Annotated in this window: 16 protein-coding genes; 2 read left to right on the top strand and 14 right to left on the bottom strand. The window is 32.9% G+C overall.

The window, feature by feature from the left end; all coding sequences use genetic code 11:
• Positions 1-40 precede the first annotated feature (40 nt).
• The 12 genes from INR78_RS04595 to INR78_RS04540 all read right to left on the bottom strand — a co-directional run bounded on the left by INR78_RS04595 (position 41) and on the right by INR78_RS04540 (position 12,646).
• Entirely contained in the window at positions 41-1,255 is a 1,215-nt protein-coding gene (locus INR78_RS04595; protein WP_223077661.1) for an aminotransferase class V-fold PLP-dependent enzyme, read from the bottom strand.
• 1 nt (position 1,256) lies between these two features.
• Complete coding sequence (sufD, locus tag INR78_RS04590) at positions 1,257-2,570, bottom strand: Fe-S cluster assembly protein SufD (RefSeq protein WP_223077660.1); 1,314 nt, start codon at positions 2,568-2,570, stop codon at positions 1,257-1,259.
• A gap of 91 nt (positions 2,571-2,661) precedes the next feature.
• A complete protein-coding gene (gene sufC, locus INR78_RS04585; RefSeq protein WP_223077659.1) occupies positions 2,662-3,414 on the bottom strand; it encodes a Fe-S cluster assembly ATPase SufC in 753 nt (250 codons plus the stop codon).
• Positions 3,415-3,419: 5 nt separating this feature from the next.
• A complete protein-coding gene (locus INR78_RS04580; protein WP_223077658.1) occupies positions 3,420-3,806 on the bottom strand; it encodes a hypothetical protein in 387 nt (128 codons plus the stop codon).
• Positions 3,807-3,812: 6 nt separating this feature from the next.
• A complete protein-coding gene (locus INR78_RS04575; RefSeq protein ID WP_223077657.1) occupies positions 3,813-4,685 on the bottom strand; it encodes an N-acyl homoserine lactonase family protein in 873 nt (290 codons plus the stop codon).
• Between the two features lie 14 nt (positions 4,686-4,699).
• Positions 4,700-6,148 carry a Fe-S cluster assembly protein SufB gene (gene sufB / locus INR78_RS04570; RefSeq protein WP_223077656.1) on the bottom strand — a complete coding sequence of 483 codons (1,449 nt, stop codon included), beginning with the start codon at positions 6,146-6,148 and terminating at the stop codon, positions 4,700-4,702.
• A 21-nt stretch (positions 6,149-6,169) separates the two neighbouring features.
• A complete protein-coding gene (locus INR78_RS04565; protein WP_027879140.1) occupies positions 6,170-6,499 on the bottom strand; it encodes an iron-sulfur cluster assembly accessory protein in 330 nt (109 codons plus the stop codon).
• 105 nt (positions 6,500-6,604) lie between these two features.
• Positions 6,605-7,684, bottom strand: a complete 1,080-nt coding sequence (locus INR78_RS04560; RefSeq protein ID WP_223077655.1) for a cytochrome-c peroxidase — start codon at positions 7,682-7,684, stop codon at positions 6,605-6,607.
• A 6-nt stretch (positions 7,685-7,690) separates the two neighbouring features.
• Positions 7,691-8,464: an MbnP family protein gene (locus tag INR78_RS04555; RefSeq protein ID WP_223077654.1), complete on the bottom strand. Its 774-nt coding sequence runs from the start codon at positions 8,462-8,464 to the stop codon at positions 7,691-7,693.
• Positions 8,465-9,820 carry a hypothetical protein gene (locus INR78_RS04550; protein ID WP_223077653.1) on the bottom strand — a complete coding sequence of 452 codons (1,356 nt, stop codon included), beginning with the start codon at positions 9,818-9,820 and terminating at the stop codon, positions 8,465-8,467. It lies immediately after the preceding gene.
• Entirely contained in the window at positions 9,821-11,089 is a 1,269-nt protein-coding gene (locus INR78_RS04545) for a choice-of-anchor B family protein (RefSeq protein ID WP_223077652.1), read from the bottom strand.
• A 6-nt stretch (positions 11,090-11,095) separates the two neighbouring features.
• Entirely contained in the window at positions 11,096-12,646 is a 1,551-nt protein-coding gene (locus INR78_RS04540; RefSeq protein ID WP_223077651.1) for a choice-of-anchor B family protein, read from the bottom strand.
• Positions 12,647-12,804: 158 nt separating this feature from the next.
• On the opposite strand from INR78_RS04540, the gene thiL reads away from it, so the two are divergent.
• The gene (gene thiL / locus INR78_RS04535) at positions 12,805-13,860 is read left to right on the top strand and encodes a thiamine-phosphate kinase (protein ID WP_223077650.1); all 1,056 of its coding nucleotides are present in this window, start codon (positions 12,805-12,807) and stop codon (positions 13,858-13,860) included.
• A gap of 376 nt (positions 13,861-14,236) precedes the next feature.
• Here the strand turns inward: thiL and INR78_RS04530 are convergent, their stop codons facing one another.
• A complete protein-coding gene (locus tag INR78_RS04530; protein WP_223077649.1) occupies positions 14,237-15,016 on the bottom strand; it encodes an alpha/beta fold hydrolase in 780 nt (259 codons plus the stop codon).
• 82 nt (positions 15,017-15,098) lie between these two features.
• Between INR78_RS04530 and INR78_RS04525 the strand changes: the two genes are divergently transcribed.
• Entirely contained in the window at positions 15,099-16,649 is a 1,551-nt protein-coding gene (locus INR78_RS04525) for a serine hydrolase (protein ID WP_223077648.1), read from the top strand.
• On the opposite strand, the gene INR78_RS04520 is transcribed toward INR78_RS04525, so the two are convergent.
• A complete protein-coding gene (locus INR78_RS04520) occupies positions 16,650-17,306 on the bottom strand; it encodes a hypothetical protein (protein ID WP_223077647.1) in 657 nt (218 codons plus the stop codon).
• Positions 17,307-17,340 lie beyond the last annotated feature (34 nt).

Raw genomic sequence — 17,340 nt, 5'->3', positions numbered from 1 at the left:
TTTATTATTTACTATAATAATACAAAAAAGACGCCAATTTTTAACTTAACATCATCTTTGCTTTTTTTACAGCAGTAACTAAAGCGTCTATTTCTTCTTTTGTATTATAGAATGCAAACGAAGCTCTTACTGTTCCTGGTATATTATAAAAGTCCATTATAGGTTGCGTACAATGATGACCTGTACGAACTGCAATACCCATTTTATCTAATAATGTACCAACATCATATGGATGAATACCAACTAAGTTAAAAGATATTACAGATGTTTTATTTTTAGAAGTTCCGTAGATTTTTAATCCTTCAATTTCTAAAAGTTTTTTAGTGCCGTATTCTAAAAGTTCATGCTCGTAATTAGCAATATTATCAAAGCCAATAGCATTCATGTAATCTATTGCGGCTCCAAAAGCAATGCCTCCACAAATATTTGGTGTTCCTGCTTCAAATTTATGCGGTAAACCAGCGTATGTTGTTTTTTCAAAAGTAACTTGGTCAATCATTTCTCCACCACCTTGATAAGGCGGAAGTTTTTTTAACCATTCTTCTTTACCATAAAGCATACCAACACCTGTTGGTCCACACATTTTATGAGCTGAGGTTACATAAAAATCTACATCTAATGCTTGTACATCTGGTTTTATGTGTGGACAAGCTTGCGCACCATCTATTAAAACAGCAGCGCCAACTTGATGCGCTTTTTCAATAATTGTTTCAATTGGATTAATGGTGCCTAATGCGTTAGATATATGATTAACGAAGACTAATTTTGTGCTTTTAGAAAGTAGATTAGTGTAGGCTTGCATGTCTAATTCACCTTCATTAGTCATAGGAATCACTTTAAGTGTAGCTCCTGTTTTTTCGCAAAGCATTTGCCAAGGAACGATATTACTGTGATGCTCTAATGCAGAAACTATAAGTTCATCTTTTTCATTTAAAAGTGAAGCAAAGCCATTTGCAATTAAATTAATACTATGAGTTGTACCAGAGGTTAAAATAATCTCGTAAGCATGTTTAGCATTAAAATGATTTTGAATAGTCTTACGTGCAGCCTCATATTTATCTGTGGCTTCTTGACTTAATGTGTGTACACCGCGATGTATATTAGCGTTATAATTAGAATAATAATCTACTATTACATCTATAACTTGTTGTGGTGTTTGCGACGTTGCAGCATTATCAAAATACACTAAAGGTTTACCATTTACTTGTCTATTAAGTATAGGAAAATCTTGTCTTATTTTTTTAATATCTAGCATATTATAAGTCAAATCCTATATTTACGCCTAATTTTAAAGCAATTAATTTAGTAATACGTTGTTTAAGTTCTGGTATTTTTACCGAACTTAATACGTTGTTACTAAATGCAAACATTAATAATCCTCTGGCTTCTTTTTCTGGGATACCTCTAGATTTTAAATAGAATAAAGCACTTTCGTCTAACTGACCAATTGTACAACCGTGAGAGCATTTTACATCGTCTGCAAAAATTTCTAGTTGAGGTTTGGTGTTAATTGTAGCTTTATCGCTAACTAAAATATTGTTGTTAGATTGAAAAGCATTTGTTTTTTGTGCTTCTTTTTCAACAACTACTTTACCATTAAATACGCCGGTTGCGTTATCGTCAAAAATACCTTTGTAATCTTGGTGACTTTCGCAATTTGGTTCTATATGATGTACTAATGTATTATGATCTACATGTTGTTTTTCACCAATAATTGTTACTCCTTTTAATGTAGAATCTATACGCTCTCCGTTTTGATAATAATTAAGGTTATTTCTGGTTAATTTACCACCAAAACTAAAGGTATGAACAGAAGCAAAACTTTCTTGCTTTTGCTCTACAAAAGTGTTGTCTATTAATGAAGCATTTAGATTATCATTTTGAATTTTATAATAATCAACAATTGCGCGTTTGTTGGCAAATATTTCTGTAACACTATTGGTTAATACAGGATTGTCTGTAAGACTTTGATGACGTTCTATAATTTGTACATGACTATTCTCGTCAACTACAATTAAATTACGAGGTTGAAGCATAAGTGCAGACTCGTTACCTGTAGAAAAATGTACAATTTGAATAGGTTTGTTAACTACTTTATTTTTTGGAACGTGAATAAATGCGCCTTCTTGAGAAAATGCTGTGTTTAAAGATGATAATCCATCTTTTTCTGCTACTTTGTTAAAGTAATTTTCTATTACCAATTGGTATTTTGGTTTTGTTAACGCAGCAGACATTAAACAAACATCTAGACCTTCGTGTGTAGTTTGAGATAAATGAGATGAGTATTTACCGTCGATAAAAACAATCTTGTAAGTGTCTATATCGTGAATAAAATATTGTTTTATATCACTATATTCTAAAGCGTTTTCTTGTTTAGGGAATACGCTATAGTCATGTTTTAATATGCTGTTTAAAGATGTGTACTTCCAAGCTTCATCTTTTTTTGTAGGAAAGCCTTTATCTTCAAAAAGCTTTATAGCTTCTGTACGAATATCATGTATTTTAGTATCAACGTCTACATGGTCTTCAAAAGCCATGAAAGATGAAACTAATTTTTCTTTTAAACTCATTTGTTAAGTTTTCAGTATTCAGTCTTCAACGCATTTTAAATGCTGCTTAAAGCTGTATTATTCTACATAATTTTAATTTGCTAGAAAGTGCTTATGCACCAACTTCTTCTTTAATCCAATCGTAACCTTTTTCTTCTAGCTCGTGTGCTAATTCTTTAGTTCCAGATTTAACAATACGACCATTTAATAACACGTGTACGTAATCTGGTACGATGTAATCTAATAAACGTTGGTAGTGTGTAATTACTACAACAGCGTTGTCTTTACTTTTTAATTTATTTACTCCATTTGCTACAATACGTAAAGCATCAATATCTAAACCAGAATCAGTTTCGTCAAGAATAGCTAATTTTGGTTCTAACATTGCCATTTGGAAAATTTCGTTACGCTTTTTTTCTCCTCCAGAAAACCCTTCGTTTAAAGAACGAGATAAGAATTTACGATCTATTTCTAGTAATTCTGATTTTTCACGAATTAGCTTTAACATCTCGTTAGCTGGCATTTCTTCTAAGCCTTTAGCTTTTCTTGATTCGTTGATAGCTGTTTTCATAAAGTTGGTTACCGAAACTCCAGGGATTTCTACTGGATATTGAAACGATAAAAATACACCTTTATGTGCGCGCTCTTCTGCTGCAAGCTCGTTAATGTTTTCTCCTTCTAAAAAGATATCTCCATCCTCAACTTCGTAATCTTCTTTACCAGCAATTACAGAAGCTAATGTACTTTTACCAGAACCGTTTGGTCCCATAATGGCGTGTACTTCACCTGGTTTTACTTCTAGGTTAATACCTTTTAATATAGATTTGTCTTCTACGCTTGCGTGTAAGTTATTTATCTTTAACATACTGTTTATTTTCCTAATTTAATAACGTCGTTTTTATTCGGGTCTAGTGCTTTAACACTATGTATTTTTTCTATTTTTAGTTTGTATGGCCAGCCTTCTTCATTTGTATCTTTTGGGATAATTTGTGCCTCTACATCTGCTATAACCATATCTGTTGCTTCTTTTTTGTAAGGCTCTGCTTCTTTATTTAAAGCTTCAGATTTTTCATCTAAAATAACACCATAAATATCATTTTTTACTTGAAAAACTGCTGCGTCTGCATAATATACAAACTCTCCAACTAATCTTTTGGTTTCAACTTTTTTATCTGTTGAAGTGGTTTCGGTGTGTTTCTTTTCGTCTTTACAACCAAAAGCTAATATGATAGTACAAATAAGAATTATTTTTTTCATTTTTTACTATTGAATTGGTTCTGGTGCTGGATTTAAACTGTTATAATCTTTTGTTGAATGTTGTATAATAACACGTGCTCCTTTTTCTTTTGCAAATGTTTCAAAAACTTCCATTGATGCTAAAGTTTGATCAACATCATGATTAAAGATTGGTACTCTAGAGTTTTCTCTGCTTTCTTCCATGTGGTACATATCTCCTGTAAGCATTAATGGTCCTTCTTGTTCTAAATCTACAAATAAAGACTGATGACCTGGTGTATGACCTGGAGTTGATACTATTACAACTCTTCCGTCACCAAAAACATCATAATTACCATTTATTTTCTTTAAAGCTTTTAAATTTTTTATCGCGTTAAAATTGTCTGGACTTTGTTTTTTTTGTTCTTCGCTAGTTACAAAGTTATACTCGTTTTCTTGAACGATCCAAATGGCGTTTGGTAATTTAGATGCAGATCCAGAATGGTCAAAATGTGTATGCGATAGCGCAATATATTTTACATCATTGGTTGACAAGCCTATTGACTTTAGTTGTTCTTCAATTCCTGTTTTTCTACTTACAGTAAAAGCGCCTTCTGGAGTTGTAAATGGTTCTTTTCCTATTAAATCTTCAGACAATCCTGCGTCCCATAATAAGTTACCGTCTGGATGCTGAATTAAATAAAATGCATCTGCAAAGGTTTTTGATTGTCCTTTATAAGCATCATCTTGAGAAAAAATTTCAAGCATGTTAACTTGAACAGTACCACCATCAAACATAAACATTTTGATAGGCTCTTTTTTAACCTCAGTTTCTGTTTGCTCTACAGTAGTTTCTTTTTTGTCTTTTTTACAAGCAACAAATAATGAAAGGGTAATAAGAAGAATGATTAGTTTTTTCATAGTTAAAAATTGATTTATCCTACAGAACCTTCTAATGAAATTTCTAAAAGTTTTTGCGCTTCTACAGCAAACTCCATAGGCAATTTATTTAATACTTCTTTACTAAAACCGTTTACTATTAAAGCAATTGCTTTTTCGGTATCAATACCACGTTGGTTACAATAAAAGATTTGATCTTCTCCAATCTTACTGGTTGTAGCTTCGTGTTCTATTTGTGCCGATTTATTTTTTGCTTCAATGTAAGGGAATGTATGTGCGCCACACTCGTTACCCATTAGCAAACTATCACACTGTGAAAAGTTACGTGCATTTTCTGCGCGACCTGCTATTTGTACTAGTCCACGGTAAGAGTTTTGAGATTTACCTGCAGAAATTCCTTTAGAAATAATTGTAGATTTAGTGTTTTTTCCAAGATGAATCATCTTAGTCCCTGTATCTGCTTGCTGGAAATTATTAGTTACTGCAATAGAATAAAACTCACCAACACTGTTGTCTCCTTTTAATACGCAGCTTGGATACTTCCAAGTTACAGCACTACCGGTTTCTACCTGTGTCCAAGAAATTTTTGCGTTTTTCTCGCACAATCCACGCTTTGTTACAAAGTTATAAACACCACCTTTTCCTTCGGCATTTCCAGGAAACCAATTTTGTACGGTACTGTATTTTATTTCGGCATCATCTAAAGCAATAAGCTCTACAACTGCGGCGTGTAATTGGTTTTCGTCACGACTTGGTGCTGTACAACCTTCAAGATAACTTACGTAACTACCTTGATCTGCTACAACTAATGTACGCTCAAACTGTCCTGTTCCTGCTTGATTAATACGGAAGTAGGTAGATAATTCCATTGGGCATCTTACACCTTTAGGGATGTAGCAAAAACTACCATCACTAAATACAGCGCTATTTAATGCCGCATAAAAATTATCTTTTTTAGGCACAACGGTACCAATATATTTTTTTACTAAATCGGGATATTCGCGAATAGCTTCAGAGATAGAGCAGAAGATAATACCTTTTTCTGCTAATGTCTTTTTAAATGTAGTTGCTACAGAAACAGAGTCTACAACAACATCCATAGCTACACCTGCTAATTTTTTTTGTTCGTCTAAAGAAATTCCAAGTTTATTAAAAGTGTCTAATAATTCTGGATCTACTTCGTCTAAACTATCGTATTTAGGTTTGTTGTTTGGAGCCGAGTAGTAAGAAATAGCTTGAAAATCTGGTTTTTCGTAATGTACGTTTGCCCATTCTGGTTCTACCATTTCTTTCCAAGTTTTGAAGGCATCAAGACGCCACTCGGTCATCCATTCTGGTTCTTCTTTTTTAACCGAAATGGCACGAACAATGTCTTCGTTTAAACCAACAGGAAAGGTGTCAGATTCAATATCTGTGTAAAAACCGTATTCGTATTCTTTAGTTTTTAATTCTTCTCTTAAGTCGTCTTCAGTATATTTTGACATAGTAATTTTTGTCTTCTTTTTTTAAAGTGAAAAACTTTCTCCGCAACCGCAAGTACGGTTGGCATTAGGGTTATTAAACACAAATCCAGTTCCGTTTAATCCTCCTGAATATTCTAAAGTGGTACCTATTAGGTATAAAAAACTTTTTTTGTCAACAATAATTTTAACCTCATTATCTTCAAAAACTTTATCTTCTTCTGCTTTGGTTTTGTCAAACTTTAAATCGTAAGATAAACCAGAGCAACCACCACTTTTTACACCAACTCTTATGTAGTCAGTGCTAGGATTAAAGCCATCATCATTCATTAATTCGATGACTTTCTTTTTTGCTGTATCAGAAACTTTTATCATACCTGTTTATTAGAGTTTATCTAAATAGAATGCAAAGATACAATTTAAGTCTCTGTTTACCATATTTAGTAACATTATATTAATAAATAGGCAGATTGATTTTTCTTATTGAGGAAGAAATGCGGGATTGTTTATAAATGAAGGGTCAGAAAGTGATAACAAGAAAGCTTTTAAGTTGTTCTTGTCTTCTTCTGAAAGTTGAACGCCACCTTGCTCTACTTTTTTCATTAAAGGATCAATGGTTGAAGAATTTTGAAGACCGCTACTGTAATGTTCTATAACATCGTCTAATGTTAGAAACCTACCGTCGTGCATATATGGTGCAGTGTAAGCTAAATTACGTAGTGTTGGTGACCTAAACTTACCATTATCATTAGGGTTGCCTGTAACTGCGCCCAAGCCTAAGTCTGTAAAAGTAGCATCTAGACCATTGTTGTGAAATTGATTATCTGTCCAAAGCGGATTGTTAGGATTACCATGACAGTGGAAACAATCTCCACGTTCTTCATCCATAAACACATTTAAACCTTCTTGTTCTTGAGCAGTTAATGTGGCTTCTCCATTTAGAAATTTATCAAATTTTGAATTACCAGAAATTAAAGTACGCTCAAATTGTGCAATTGCTTTTGTTACTAAGTCTTTTGTAATAGTTGAAGTACCAAACGCTTGGTTGAATAAATTTGGATATTCTGGATGGTTGTTAAGTCTGTCTTCTACATCACTCCATGAAGGATTTTCTAGCTCTATTGGATTGGTGACAGGTTCTAATGCTTGATGTTCTAGTCCTAATGCACGTCCGTCCCAAAAATATTTGTCATCAAAATTCCATGCTAAATTAATTAAAGGCATACTATTGCGATTACCAAAATTTCCTGAAACACCTATGCTAAATTTATTAGAGTCTGAAAATCCATTTTGTGGCATATGGCAACTTGCACAAGCTTTTGTATTATCTACAGAAAGAATACGATCGTAAAATAAGCGTTTTCCTAAAGAAACACCTTCTTCTGTCATCGGGTTGTCAAAAGGAATAATTGGATCTATTAACAATTGGTCAAAATGTAGCGGTACTTCTAATTGATAAGGTATAGGTACATAATCATTCTCATTATTAGCTACGTCTTCAGATTTTGAGCAAGAACAAATAATAATTGTTAATAGGCAATATGTAATCCAATATTTCATTAATATTTATTGTATAATTTCACCTAAACTAAATACAGATAATACATTTTCTTGCATCATTTTTTGTGCAGTATAATTAGGCATTAGTGGTGTGTCTAATACGTTTAAATCCCAAGTGTTTGGATTGGTAAAAAATTCGGCAATATTCATTTTAACTTCAATTGTTGCATTGTTTGAAATAGTGAATGACTCTGAAAATGTTATTGTTGCAAAATTTTGCTCAAAAACACCTTCGCTTACTCTTGCAGTTCCATTATGATAGTTAAAAGGTGCAGGGTTAGTTGTATTAACATTATACATGCCATCAAATTGTAAAAAGTGATAACCGCCACCAAGCATGTCTGGCCAATTCCAAGAAGCAATATTTAAATCTGGATAAGCACCGTTTATATTATCTTGTTCGTTAAATCCCCAAATAAATTTAAGTTGATAATTACCTAGTGGAACGGCATTGGTTTCTGGGGAGAAATCATATGTATTTTCGTTTGATAAATCTGTAAATTTATAACCATCAAATACATAGCTAAGGTTGTTATCTGTATTAATTAATTCAATACGAGAGATAAGGTATCTTACTCTGTCTATATTTATTACTTCTCCGTTTTCGTTTGTTAGATCTAAATTTTCAAAGTTAGAACTATCTAATAATTGGTCATTCCAATTGTGTGTAAATTTAAAACTAACACTAGCATTTGTTTCTGCTACAGCATTGTCGTCTACATCTTCACTACATGCAGCTAGGGTTAAAAATAAAGCTATTAATGTTGCTATTTTTTTCATTTAATTTAATGTTGCTATAATTAAGTCTTCAAATCCTTTGTTTTCTGGTATGTCAATATCGTTACTGCTAGAGACGCCAACAACTACAATTTTACCATTGTCTAATTGAGTAATTCCATGTCCGTAATCGATGTTGCTTCCTCCAATTGATGTTTGCCAATTTAAATCACCGTTAGAATTAGTTTTAAATACCCAAATATCATTTTGTCCATTATTTTGAGTGAGTTGTCCTGTGCCACTTCTAGAGCTTCCGCAGTAAAGATATCCGTTTTCTAAATCAGAAATAACAGCCCGACCAACATCAAAACTTTCTCCTCCATAATTGGTTTCTTGTAAAAGTTGACCAGAATCATCAATTATAATAGACCATACATCTGCAGCACCTAAACTGTTTGAGATATCTGCATCTTCACTTCTTGTGTCACCAACAATTAGATAATTACCATTATTAGTTTTTATTATCTTACGTGCTTCGTCTATTTGAGAGCCACCATAATTTTTTTTCCACTCTAAAATACCTTGACTATTTATTTTGATAACCCAAAAATCGTAAGAACCGATGTTGTTTGTAACGTCAAAATCGGTGCTGTCTGAGGATCCTATAATTATAAAGCCACTATCTTCTGTTTGTATCGTGTCGTAAGGCGTATCTGAGAAGGAACCGCCAAAATATTTACTCCATTGAAGGTTGCCAGTTTCATCTATTTTTAAAGCCCAATAGTCGCCGCCAGCATGTAAGGTTTGATTGCTTCTGGTGTTACCTTCTCCTCCAGAAGCAGTAACGTCTAAAACACCTGTTAAAAAATAACCGTTGTCGCTTGTTTGTATTATTGATAGTCCGTAATCTAAACCTGAATAGCCATAAGTTTTTTCCCATTCAATATTACCTTGAGGATCTGTTTTAAACACCCATAAATCTTGTTGACCAGCATTATTACTTACGTCTCCATCGTTGCTAAAAGTGTATCCTATTACAATAAATCCACCATCGTTAGTTTGAATAATATCATTAGCTTTTTCATCATTACTACCTCCGTAAGTTTTGTTCCATAGTAAATTGTTGTTAGCGTCAAATTTTAATAACCATGCATCATAACTTTCGTCAGATTTGTTTGTGATATCGCCATTTACAGATTGTGTATATCCAACAACAGCGTATCCGCCATCAGATGTTTTTATTACTGCTTCTGCGCTATCATTTTTTGAACCGCCAAAAGTTGATATGTTTTCTATACTGCCTGTTGTTGTCACTTCTGGAGTTTCTTGTTCTTGTTGAGGTTGAGGCGTGTCATCTTCAGTTCTACAAGAAGTTAAAACTAAGGCTAAAGCAATTATAATTAGATAAATATATTTCATTTAATTACTTTTTCTAACAATTAAAAGTCCAGCATCAATATCTCCTATTATTATATTTTCACTCTCAAAATAAGGATATACACTCCATGCACCATTAAAATCAGGATTATCATCTGCTGGATAAGAATCGAAATATCCTGTTTCAACTAAAGCATTTGATGACGCAGAAATATTACTAATATCTAAAACTCTTAATCCAGCACGATAGTTGGCTAAATAATATTCGTTTCCTTTTACATAACCGTTATGATCAATTGCTGGTGTTGGTCCAAAATATGTTGAAGATAATGAAGGGTTGTCTAAATCGTTAAAGTCAAAAACTAAAGTCTTTGTGTTAAAGCCATAGGTAATTTCATCTACCTCATCACCTAAAATAAAATAGGCTTGATCCTCTGTAAACCAGCCTTGATGCGCGTAGGCTGTTTGAGGATAAGATATACTACTTATTTGAGTAATATTAGACTTATCTGTAACATCTAAAATTACAACTTGATCTGTATTGCCATTACTGCCTATGTATATTTGATGTCCAGTGTAGTCATTGTCTGGTCCGTTATAAGTTACAACTTGCGCATCATGAGAGTAGCCTGCTGAGTTATATTCTCCTAAGTATGTCGGGTTTAAAGGGTCAGTAATGTCTACAAATATAGGACCTCCATTATTATTGGTACATCCAACAAGGTATGCTACACCTTCCTCTTCATTAATAACTATGTTGTGACAGCTATCTACACCGTTAAAGGTTGTATCTGCAGTAAATGTTACTGGTGTAGAAGTAAGGTTTCTTAGCCTAGTAAGATCAAAGACCTGCATCCCATGCGTGCCTGCATTATCTGCAACAATAAAAGCATAGTTATTATAAGTTTTAACATCTCTCCATATACTTGAAGTTGTGTTTGTTTCAAGTCTACCTAAAAATATAGGGTTTGTTGCATCAGTAACATCTATAAATGCTGTGCTGTTAGTTAAAGCGGCTATTGCATATTCTTTTTGGGTTGATGGGTCTGTCCATCCCCAAATATCATTACCTCTTGCTGCAGTAGATCCGCTTAAAGTTAGAACATCTATTTCTCCCATTAAATCAAAGCCATTACAGGGATAATTTCCTGCTAATCCATCAGTACATGGTGATTGAGAGCTTTGTGTACTGTTGTTAGGCTGTGTTGAGGTAATCTCTTCATTTTCTGAACAACTAAGGTTTAATAAAAGAATAACTATTAAACTTAATGTTTTGTAATAGTGTTTTATTTTAAGCTTAAAGTTGTTCATTTTTTTTTATTTATTGATTATCAATTTTTTAGATATTCTATCATTTATTCTGACAATATAAATCCCATTATTATAATTGTCTGTTGGTAAAACGAAGTTTCTGGCATTGATATTGTTTTTATCAAATACCTTTTTACCAAGTACATTAAATATTTGAACAGTCATTATTTTTTTTGTGCTGTTACTTGTTAATTTACTTTTACCCTTCGTTGGGTTAGGAGATATTGAAAAATTATTAGTAATTTCAAATTCTTTAGTATTTAATGAATTCTCACTTTCTCTAACCACAAATAAGCCTCTTTCTATATCACTAATAATGATATTACCGCTTGCGAAATAAGGGTAGATACTCCACGCACCATTAAAAGCTGTGCTGTTACTAGATGGGTAAGTATCAAAATAACCAATTTCTGTCATGGAGTTAGAAGTTGTGTTTACTGTTGAAATATCTACTACACGCATGCCAGCACGATAATTTGCTAAGTAAAACTTGTTACCTTTAATGTAACCATTATGATCTATTGCATCTGAAGGTCCATAATATGTTGATAATAATGATGGGTTATCTAAATCATTAACATCAAACACTAAAGTTCGTGTGTTGTTTCCAAAATTCATTTCGTCTGTTTCGTCTCCAAAAATGAAATATTTATGATCTTCTGTAAACCAACCTTGATGTGCATAACCTGGACTTGGATATGTAATTTCTGAAATAAACTGCGGATTGCTTTTGTCTGTAACATCTAAAAACACAACTTTATCATTAGATCCTCCATTACTAGCTGCTAAAATTTGTCTGCCTATATAACTAGAAACTCCAGTAACATTACTAGCGTTTGTGTCTGGTCCATTATAAGTTATAACTTGTGCGTCATGTGTATATCCGCTTGCGGCGTAACTACCACTAATAGTTGGTGAGCTAGGGTTAGAAATGTCTACAAATATAGGTCCGCCACTAACTGCGTTACAACCTACCAGATAAGCGGTTGCGTCATCTTCATTGATAACTATATTATGACAGCTGCCAATGTTAATTCCGTTATCACCACTAAATACTACAACTCCGCCATCATTTATAGCGCTAGTATATGTTAAATCTGGATTTGGACCATTTCTTAAATTGGTTAAATCAAAAACTTGCATGCCATGATTACCTACACCATCAGCAACTATGTAAGCATGATTATTATACACTTTTACATCTCGCCAATAGGATGTGTTTCCGTTTGCAGTTTCAATTCTTCCTAAAAAAACAGGATTAAAAGCATCAGAAACATCAACAAAAGCGGTACTATTTGTTGTGCCTACAATAGCATATTCTTTTCCATCTAACGGATCGGTCCATCCCCAAATATCACTACCTTCTTCTGTCCCTAGTGTAGTTGCTAAAACAGAAATAGGTACTCTAGATAGCAAGTCGTAACCGTTGCAAGGGTAAGATGTTGTTTCGCCATTTATTGTGTGGGAAGCAAATCCATTTTCACATTCACTTTGAGCATTAGTCAAATAATAAAAAAGACTAAAAGCTATAAATGGTAATTTTTTTAAATAATTCATTTAGGTTAAGTTCTGATATTGAGATTTTAGCAAATTTAACAGAAATACCAACAATTAAGTAAAATTTGCAGTTGATTTAGATTTATGCTAACTATTAATTATAACAATTAATCTTACTTTTTGCCTACCTTTTAAAATAGCCTTAGTATTTTTGCACTATGATAGAAGATAAAAATCAACAACGAACAGATTTAGGTCAAATAGGAGAATTTGGCTTGATAGACCATTTAGCTAAAAATTTTGAAATCAAACAATCATCAACTATTAAAGGAATTGGTGATGACGCTGCTGTTTTAGATTTTAAAGGAGATAAAGTTGTAGTGTCAACAGATTTTTTAGTTGAAGGTGTGCATTTTGATCTGTCCTACATGCCTTTAAAGCACCTAGGTTACAAATCAGTTATGGTTAATTTATCAGATATTTATGCAATGAATGCACAAGCTTCTCAAGTTACTGTGTCTATTGCGGTTTCTAATAGGTTTCCGTTAGAGGCTATAGAAGAGCTTTACTCAGGTATACAAACTGCTTGCAATATTTATGGTGTAGATTTAGTTGGAGGAGACACTACAAGTTCAACATCTGGACTAGTAATTTCTGTCACAGCAATAGGTCATGTAGATAAAGGTAATGAGGTATATCGTAGTGGTGCTAAACCAAACGACTTACTTGTGGTTACAGGAGATTTAGGAGCTGCTTATTTAGGACTTCAAGTTTTAGAACGCGAAAAAGAAGTGTTTAAAGTAAACCCTCAAAATCAACCAGATTTAGATCAGTATACTTATCTAGTAGAAAGACAACTTAAACCAGAAGCAAGAAAGGATATTGTTAAGTTATTAAAGGATTTAGATGTAAAACCTACATCTATGATTGATATTAGTGATGGTTTATCTTCAGAAATACTTCATATTTGTAAAAATAGTGACGTAGGTTGCGATCTATACGAAACCAAAATACCTTTAGATCCTCAAGTTATTACTACTTGTGAAGAATTTAATATAGATAGTACTACAATAGCTTTGAACGGAGGTGAGGATTATGAGCTTTTAATGACGATAAGCCAAGAAGATTATCCTAAAATTAAAGCCAACCCAAATTTAACAGTCATTGGTTACATTACTGAAAAAAATGCAGGCGCACATTTAGTCACAAGAGCAGAACAAAAAATTGAATTGCAAGCTCAAGGATGGAAAAGTTTTAAATCTACAGAGGACTAAGATGTCATTTTAAATTGAGGATAATCAATCCTTTGTCTAGACAGCCTAATTAGTTTGTTGCTATGAATTCGTTCTAAAACGGAATTAATTTCTTTAAATTTAGGGGTTAATTCTGTTAAGTCACCATTGCTATTGGTTGTCATTTCTTTTTTGCAATTGCAACATTTGTACTCTTTAACATGATAGGTGATGTTTTTACTCACCTGAAAGTTGTGTCCAAAAATAGCGCAGTATAGACTACTGCGATTAGTTGTTTGGCTGTCTACTTTTCTCATCGGTATATGTTTGTTTTAGATAGCTTTGGGGCTAAAAGATTAAAAATGTAGTAGTTAACATTTCGAATGTAAATAATAAAATCTAAAACACCGACAAAAAGTTATATTTTTTCGATGAAATGCACTATTTCTTGTAAGAAATCACTTTCATTTTCAATATAAGACATATGTCCGCCTTCTAAAATGCTAATATTTAGAAGATTAATAGGTTTTAAAGATTCAAGGTCTTCTAAGCTTAAAATTGGGTCGTTTTTACCAGCAATAATTAGTTTTTTACAGTTAAGCTGTTTTAAAACTTCGGTTCTATCTTTTCTTAGCTTCATACCTTCTTGAGTGGCAATATAACCTTGTAAAGGTGTTTTTAAGGCTTCTGTTTTTAAGGCTTCAATGTCTTCACTAAATAATTCTCTATTTTTTTCGTAAAATAAATTACTAATAGACATACTAACCAAGCTTTCGTAGTTTCTCTTTGCTGCTTTTATAGCTCGTGTTCTAGTATCATAACGTAACTGGCTATCAGCAAATGGTGTCGAGTTCATTAAGCATAACCCATTAATGTATTTTGGATGTTTTTCGGCGAAAGCCAAAGCAACGTAACCGCCTAAAGAGTGACCTATTACTGTAAAGTTTTTAATATTTAATTGGGTAATCAATGCGTGTATCATGTCTGCATTATCTTCCATAGTATGAATGTAACCCAAGCAATCGGTTTGACCATGACCTAATAAATCTACAGTTATTATTCTGTTAGTATATTTTAATGTGTCAACTAAAGCATTCCACATGGTGCTGTTTTCTAAAAAACCATGAATTAATACTATTGTATCGCCTTGACCAATATCGTTATAAGAAACCGTAATGTTTTTGTAGGTTGTTGTCATAGTTTGCAAATATAAGTTAAGAGCATAAAAAGTAGCTCAAGGATTTATTATATTTGAAGACTTTCAACTTAAAATTTTTAAAATGAAATTTAATAAAATCACTTTCATTTTTGCCTTTTTTACATGTTTGTTTTTACAAGCTCAAATCGAAGAAAAGCAATTAGATAAATTAGTAGAAAAAACTTTAAAAACCTTTGATGTTCCTGGTATTTCTGTTGGGATTTTAAAAGATGGAAAAGTGGCTTACGCAAAAGGACATGGTGTTAGAGCATTGTCTAACCAAAAAGAAATGAATGAAAACACCTTAGTCGGTATTGCGTCAAACAGTAAAGGGTTTACCTGTTTTGCATTAGCAATGATGGTAGATCAAGGTAAATTAAGTTGGGACGATAAAGTTACAAAACACATTCCTGAATTTAGATTATACGATGCTTGGGTAACCCAAAATTTTACGGTTAGAGATTTGGTTACGCACAGAAGTGGACTTGGTTTAGGTGCAGGAGATTTAATGTTTTTTCCAGAAAACGACCATTTTGATGTGCAAAAAGTAATTGATAATTTAAAGTATATCGAGCCAAGTACCTCGTTTAGAAGTACGTTTGAATACAATAACAATATGTTTATCGTTGCTGGTGAAGTTTTAAAACGTGTAAGCGGATTATCTTGGGAAGATTTTATAGAAACTAAAATCTTAAAACCTGTTGGGATGACTAACAGTAAAGCTGCTTACAGTCGTGTGACCGATAAGTCTAATATAATCGAAGCACATACGATGGCTGATGGTAAATTAGAAGAAATTCCGCATGATTGGGATGATACTGCTAATGCTGCTGGTGGAATTGTAAGTAACGTTACCGATATGCTAACTTGGGCAAAATTTTTAATGAATGATGCCGTAACCGAAAACGGAGAACGTTTATTAAGTGAAGATCAATTACACGAGCTTTGGCAACTACAAACACCATTAAAAGCTAGAGCCAATGACAGTTACAATTCTAATTTTAGAGGGTATGGTTTAGGTTGGTTTGTAACCGATGTAAAAGGCGGATATAAACAAGTGTATCACACTGGCGGGTTATTAGGAACAGTGACCCAATTTACTATCATACCAGAACTAAATTTAGGAATAGTTGTCTTAACTAATCAAATGAATGGTTCTGCATTTACCACTATAACCAACACCATTAAAGATACGTATTTAGGTTACGAAGATAGAGACTGGTTAGACAAATTAGGACAAAGCAACAAAGATTGGTATAAGTACAACGATAGTATCAAAACCGAAGTGTTTAATAAAGTTGAAATGATGAAATCAAGCCCAATTGTACCTAAATCAGAACAAATTACAGGTACGTTTACCGATGCTTGGTTTGGTGATATGGTGATTAAAGAAGAAGGTGAAGATTTAAGAATTTCATCGGAAAACTCTAAAACTATTAAAGGTCAATTATTACCATATAACGCGACTACTTTTGTTGTAAAATGGGATAATCGTAGTTATGATGCCGATTGTTTTATGCAATTTACTTTTGATGAAAAGGGTAAAGCACAAAGCGCTACCCTAAAACCAATTGCACCAATTACAGATTTTAGTTACGATTTTGAAGATTTGTTTTTAAAGAGAACGGAGTAGTTAATTCTTCAAATTTTTAATCACAGAAAACGCTTTATCTACCACGTGATCTTCAACCAATACAGTAAACTCATTGGTAGTAGAAACCACTTCGTAAATCGGGATGTTTTCCCAAGCTAAGCGCTTAAAAATTTGATAATACAAACCAGATACTTTAGAGTTGTCTTTAGGTAGTCTTACGCTTATTGCAGACAAGCCTTCTTGCAATCCTATTTGAATTTCGCCTTTAAAACGTTTTAAAACTTGCTTGTTTTCAGAGCTAGAAATAATAATGTTACTCTCGTAAATTCCTCTGGTAAACGCATAAAAAATGTCTTTGTTCGTTTCGACTTGTTCTAAAATTTTGGTGTGACATTGTATTAAGGTTTCCGAGTTTTGAAACGTAAAATCACTAAGGTTAGAACGTACCGTAATATCACCAAGTTTTTGAAGCGTCGTTTTTAGTTTTAAAGAATGACGTAAATTATTTGGTGTATTGTAACGTCTTAATGCCATCATAATAGCGCCAGACTTTACGGGTTTTCTTAGCATATTGCTAATAGGTTCGCGTAGCTCTTCTGCTAAAGCAGAATAATTTATAATACTGCGTGTTAAAGCTTCTTCTAAAAATGGTTGTGCAATTAAGATATCTTCAACGCAAGATGAAATGGTTTTCATGATGTTAATTATTTAACAATTTGTGTAAAAGTAG

This window comes from Mesoflavibacter sp. SCSIO 43206 (assembly GCF_019904215.1).
GTDB lineage: Bacteria > Bacteroidota > Bacteroidia > Flavobacteriales > Flavobacteriaceae > Mesoflavibacter > Mesoflavibacter zeaxanthinifaciens.
Note: the sequence above shows the minus strand (reverse complement) of the source record. Positions and strands in the feature narration are given on the sequence as shown.

Coding starts and splice junctions, on each gene's coding strand:
- sufD (WP_223077660.1), bottom strand. CDS start 2,570: ATGAGTTTAAAAGAAAAATTAGTTTCATCTTTCATGGCTTTTGAAGAC.
- INR78_RS04565 (WP_027879140.1), bottom strand. CDS start 6,499: ATGATAAAAGTTTCTGATACAGCAAAAAAGAAAGTCATCGAATTAATG.
- INR78_RS04525 (WP_223077648.1), top strand. CDS start 15,099: ATGAAATTTAATAAAATCACTTTCATTTTTGCCTTTTTTACATGTTTG.
- INR78_RS04530 (WP_223077649.1), bottom strand. CDS start 15,016: ATGACAACAACCTACAAAAACATTACGGTTTCTTATAACGATATTGGT.
- INR78_RS04520 (WP_223077647.1), bottom strand. CDS start 17,306: ATGAAAACCATTTCATCTTGCGTTGAAGATATCTTAATTGCACAACCA.
- thiL (WP_223077650.1), top strand. CDS start 12,805: ATGATAGAAGATAAAAATCAACAACGAACAGATTTAGGTCAAATAGGA.
- INR78_RS04575 (WP_223077657.1), bottom strand. CDS start 4,685: ATGAAAAAACTAATCATTCTTCTTATTACCCTTTCATTATTTGTTGCT.
- INR78_RS04560 (WP_223077655.1), bottom strand. CDS start 7,684: ATGAAATATTGGATTACATATTGCCTATTAACAATTATTATTTGTTCT.
- sufC (WP_223077659.1), bottom strand. CDS start 3,414: ATGTTAAAGATAAATAACTTACACGCAAGCGTAGAAGACAAATCTATA.
- INR78_RS04555 (WP_223077654.1), bottom strand. CDS start 8,464: ATGAAAAAAATAGCAACATTAATAGCTTTATTTTTAACCCTAGCTGCA.
- INR78_RS04545 (WP_223077652.1), bottom strand. CDS start 11,089: ATGAACAACTTTAAGCTTAAAATAAAACACTATTACAAAACATTAAGT.
- INR78_RS04550 (WP_223077653.1), bottom strand. CDS start 9,820: ATGAAATATATTTATCTAATTATAATTGCTTTAGCCTTAGTTTTAACT.
- INR78_RS04595 (WP_223077661.1), bottom strand. CDS start 1,255: ATGCTAGATATTAAAAAAATAAGACAAGATTTTCCTATACTTAATAGA.
- INR78_RS04580 (WP_223077658.1), bottom strand. CDS start 3,806: ATGAAAAAAATAATTCTTATTTGTACTATCATATTAGCTTTTGGTTGT.
- INR78_RS04540 (WP_223077651.1), bottom strand. CDS start 12,646: ATGAATTATTTAAAAAAATTACCATTTATAGCTTTTAGTCTTTTTTAT.
- sufB (WP_223077656.1), bottom strand. CDS start 6,148: ATGTCAAAATATACTGAAGACGACTTAAGAGAAGAATTAAAAACTAAA.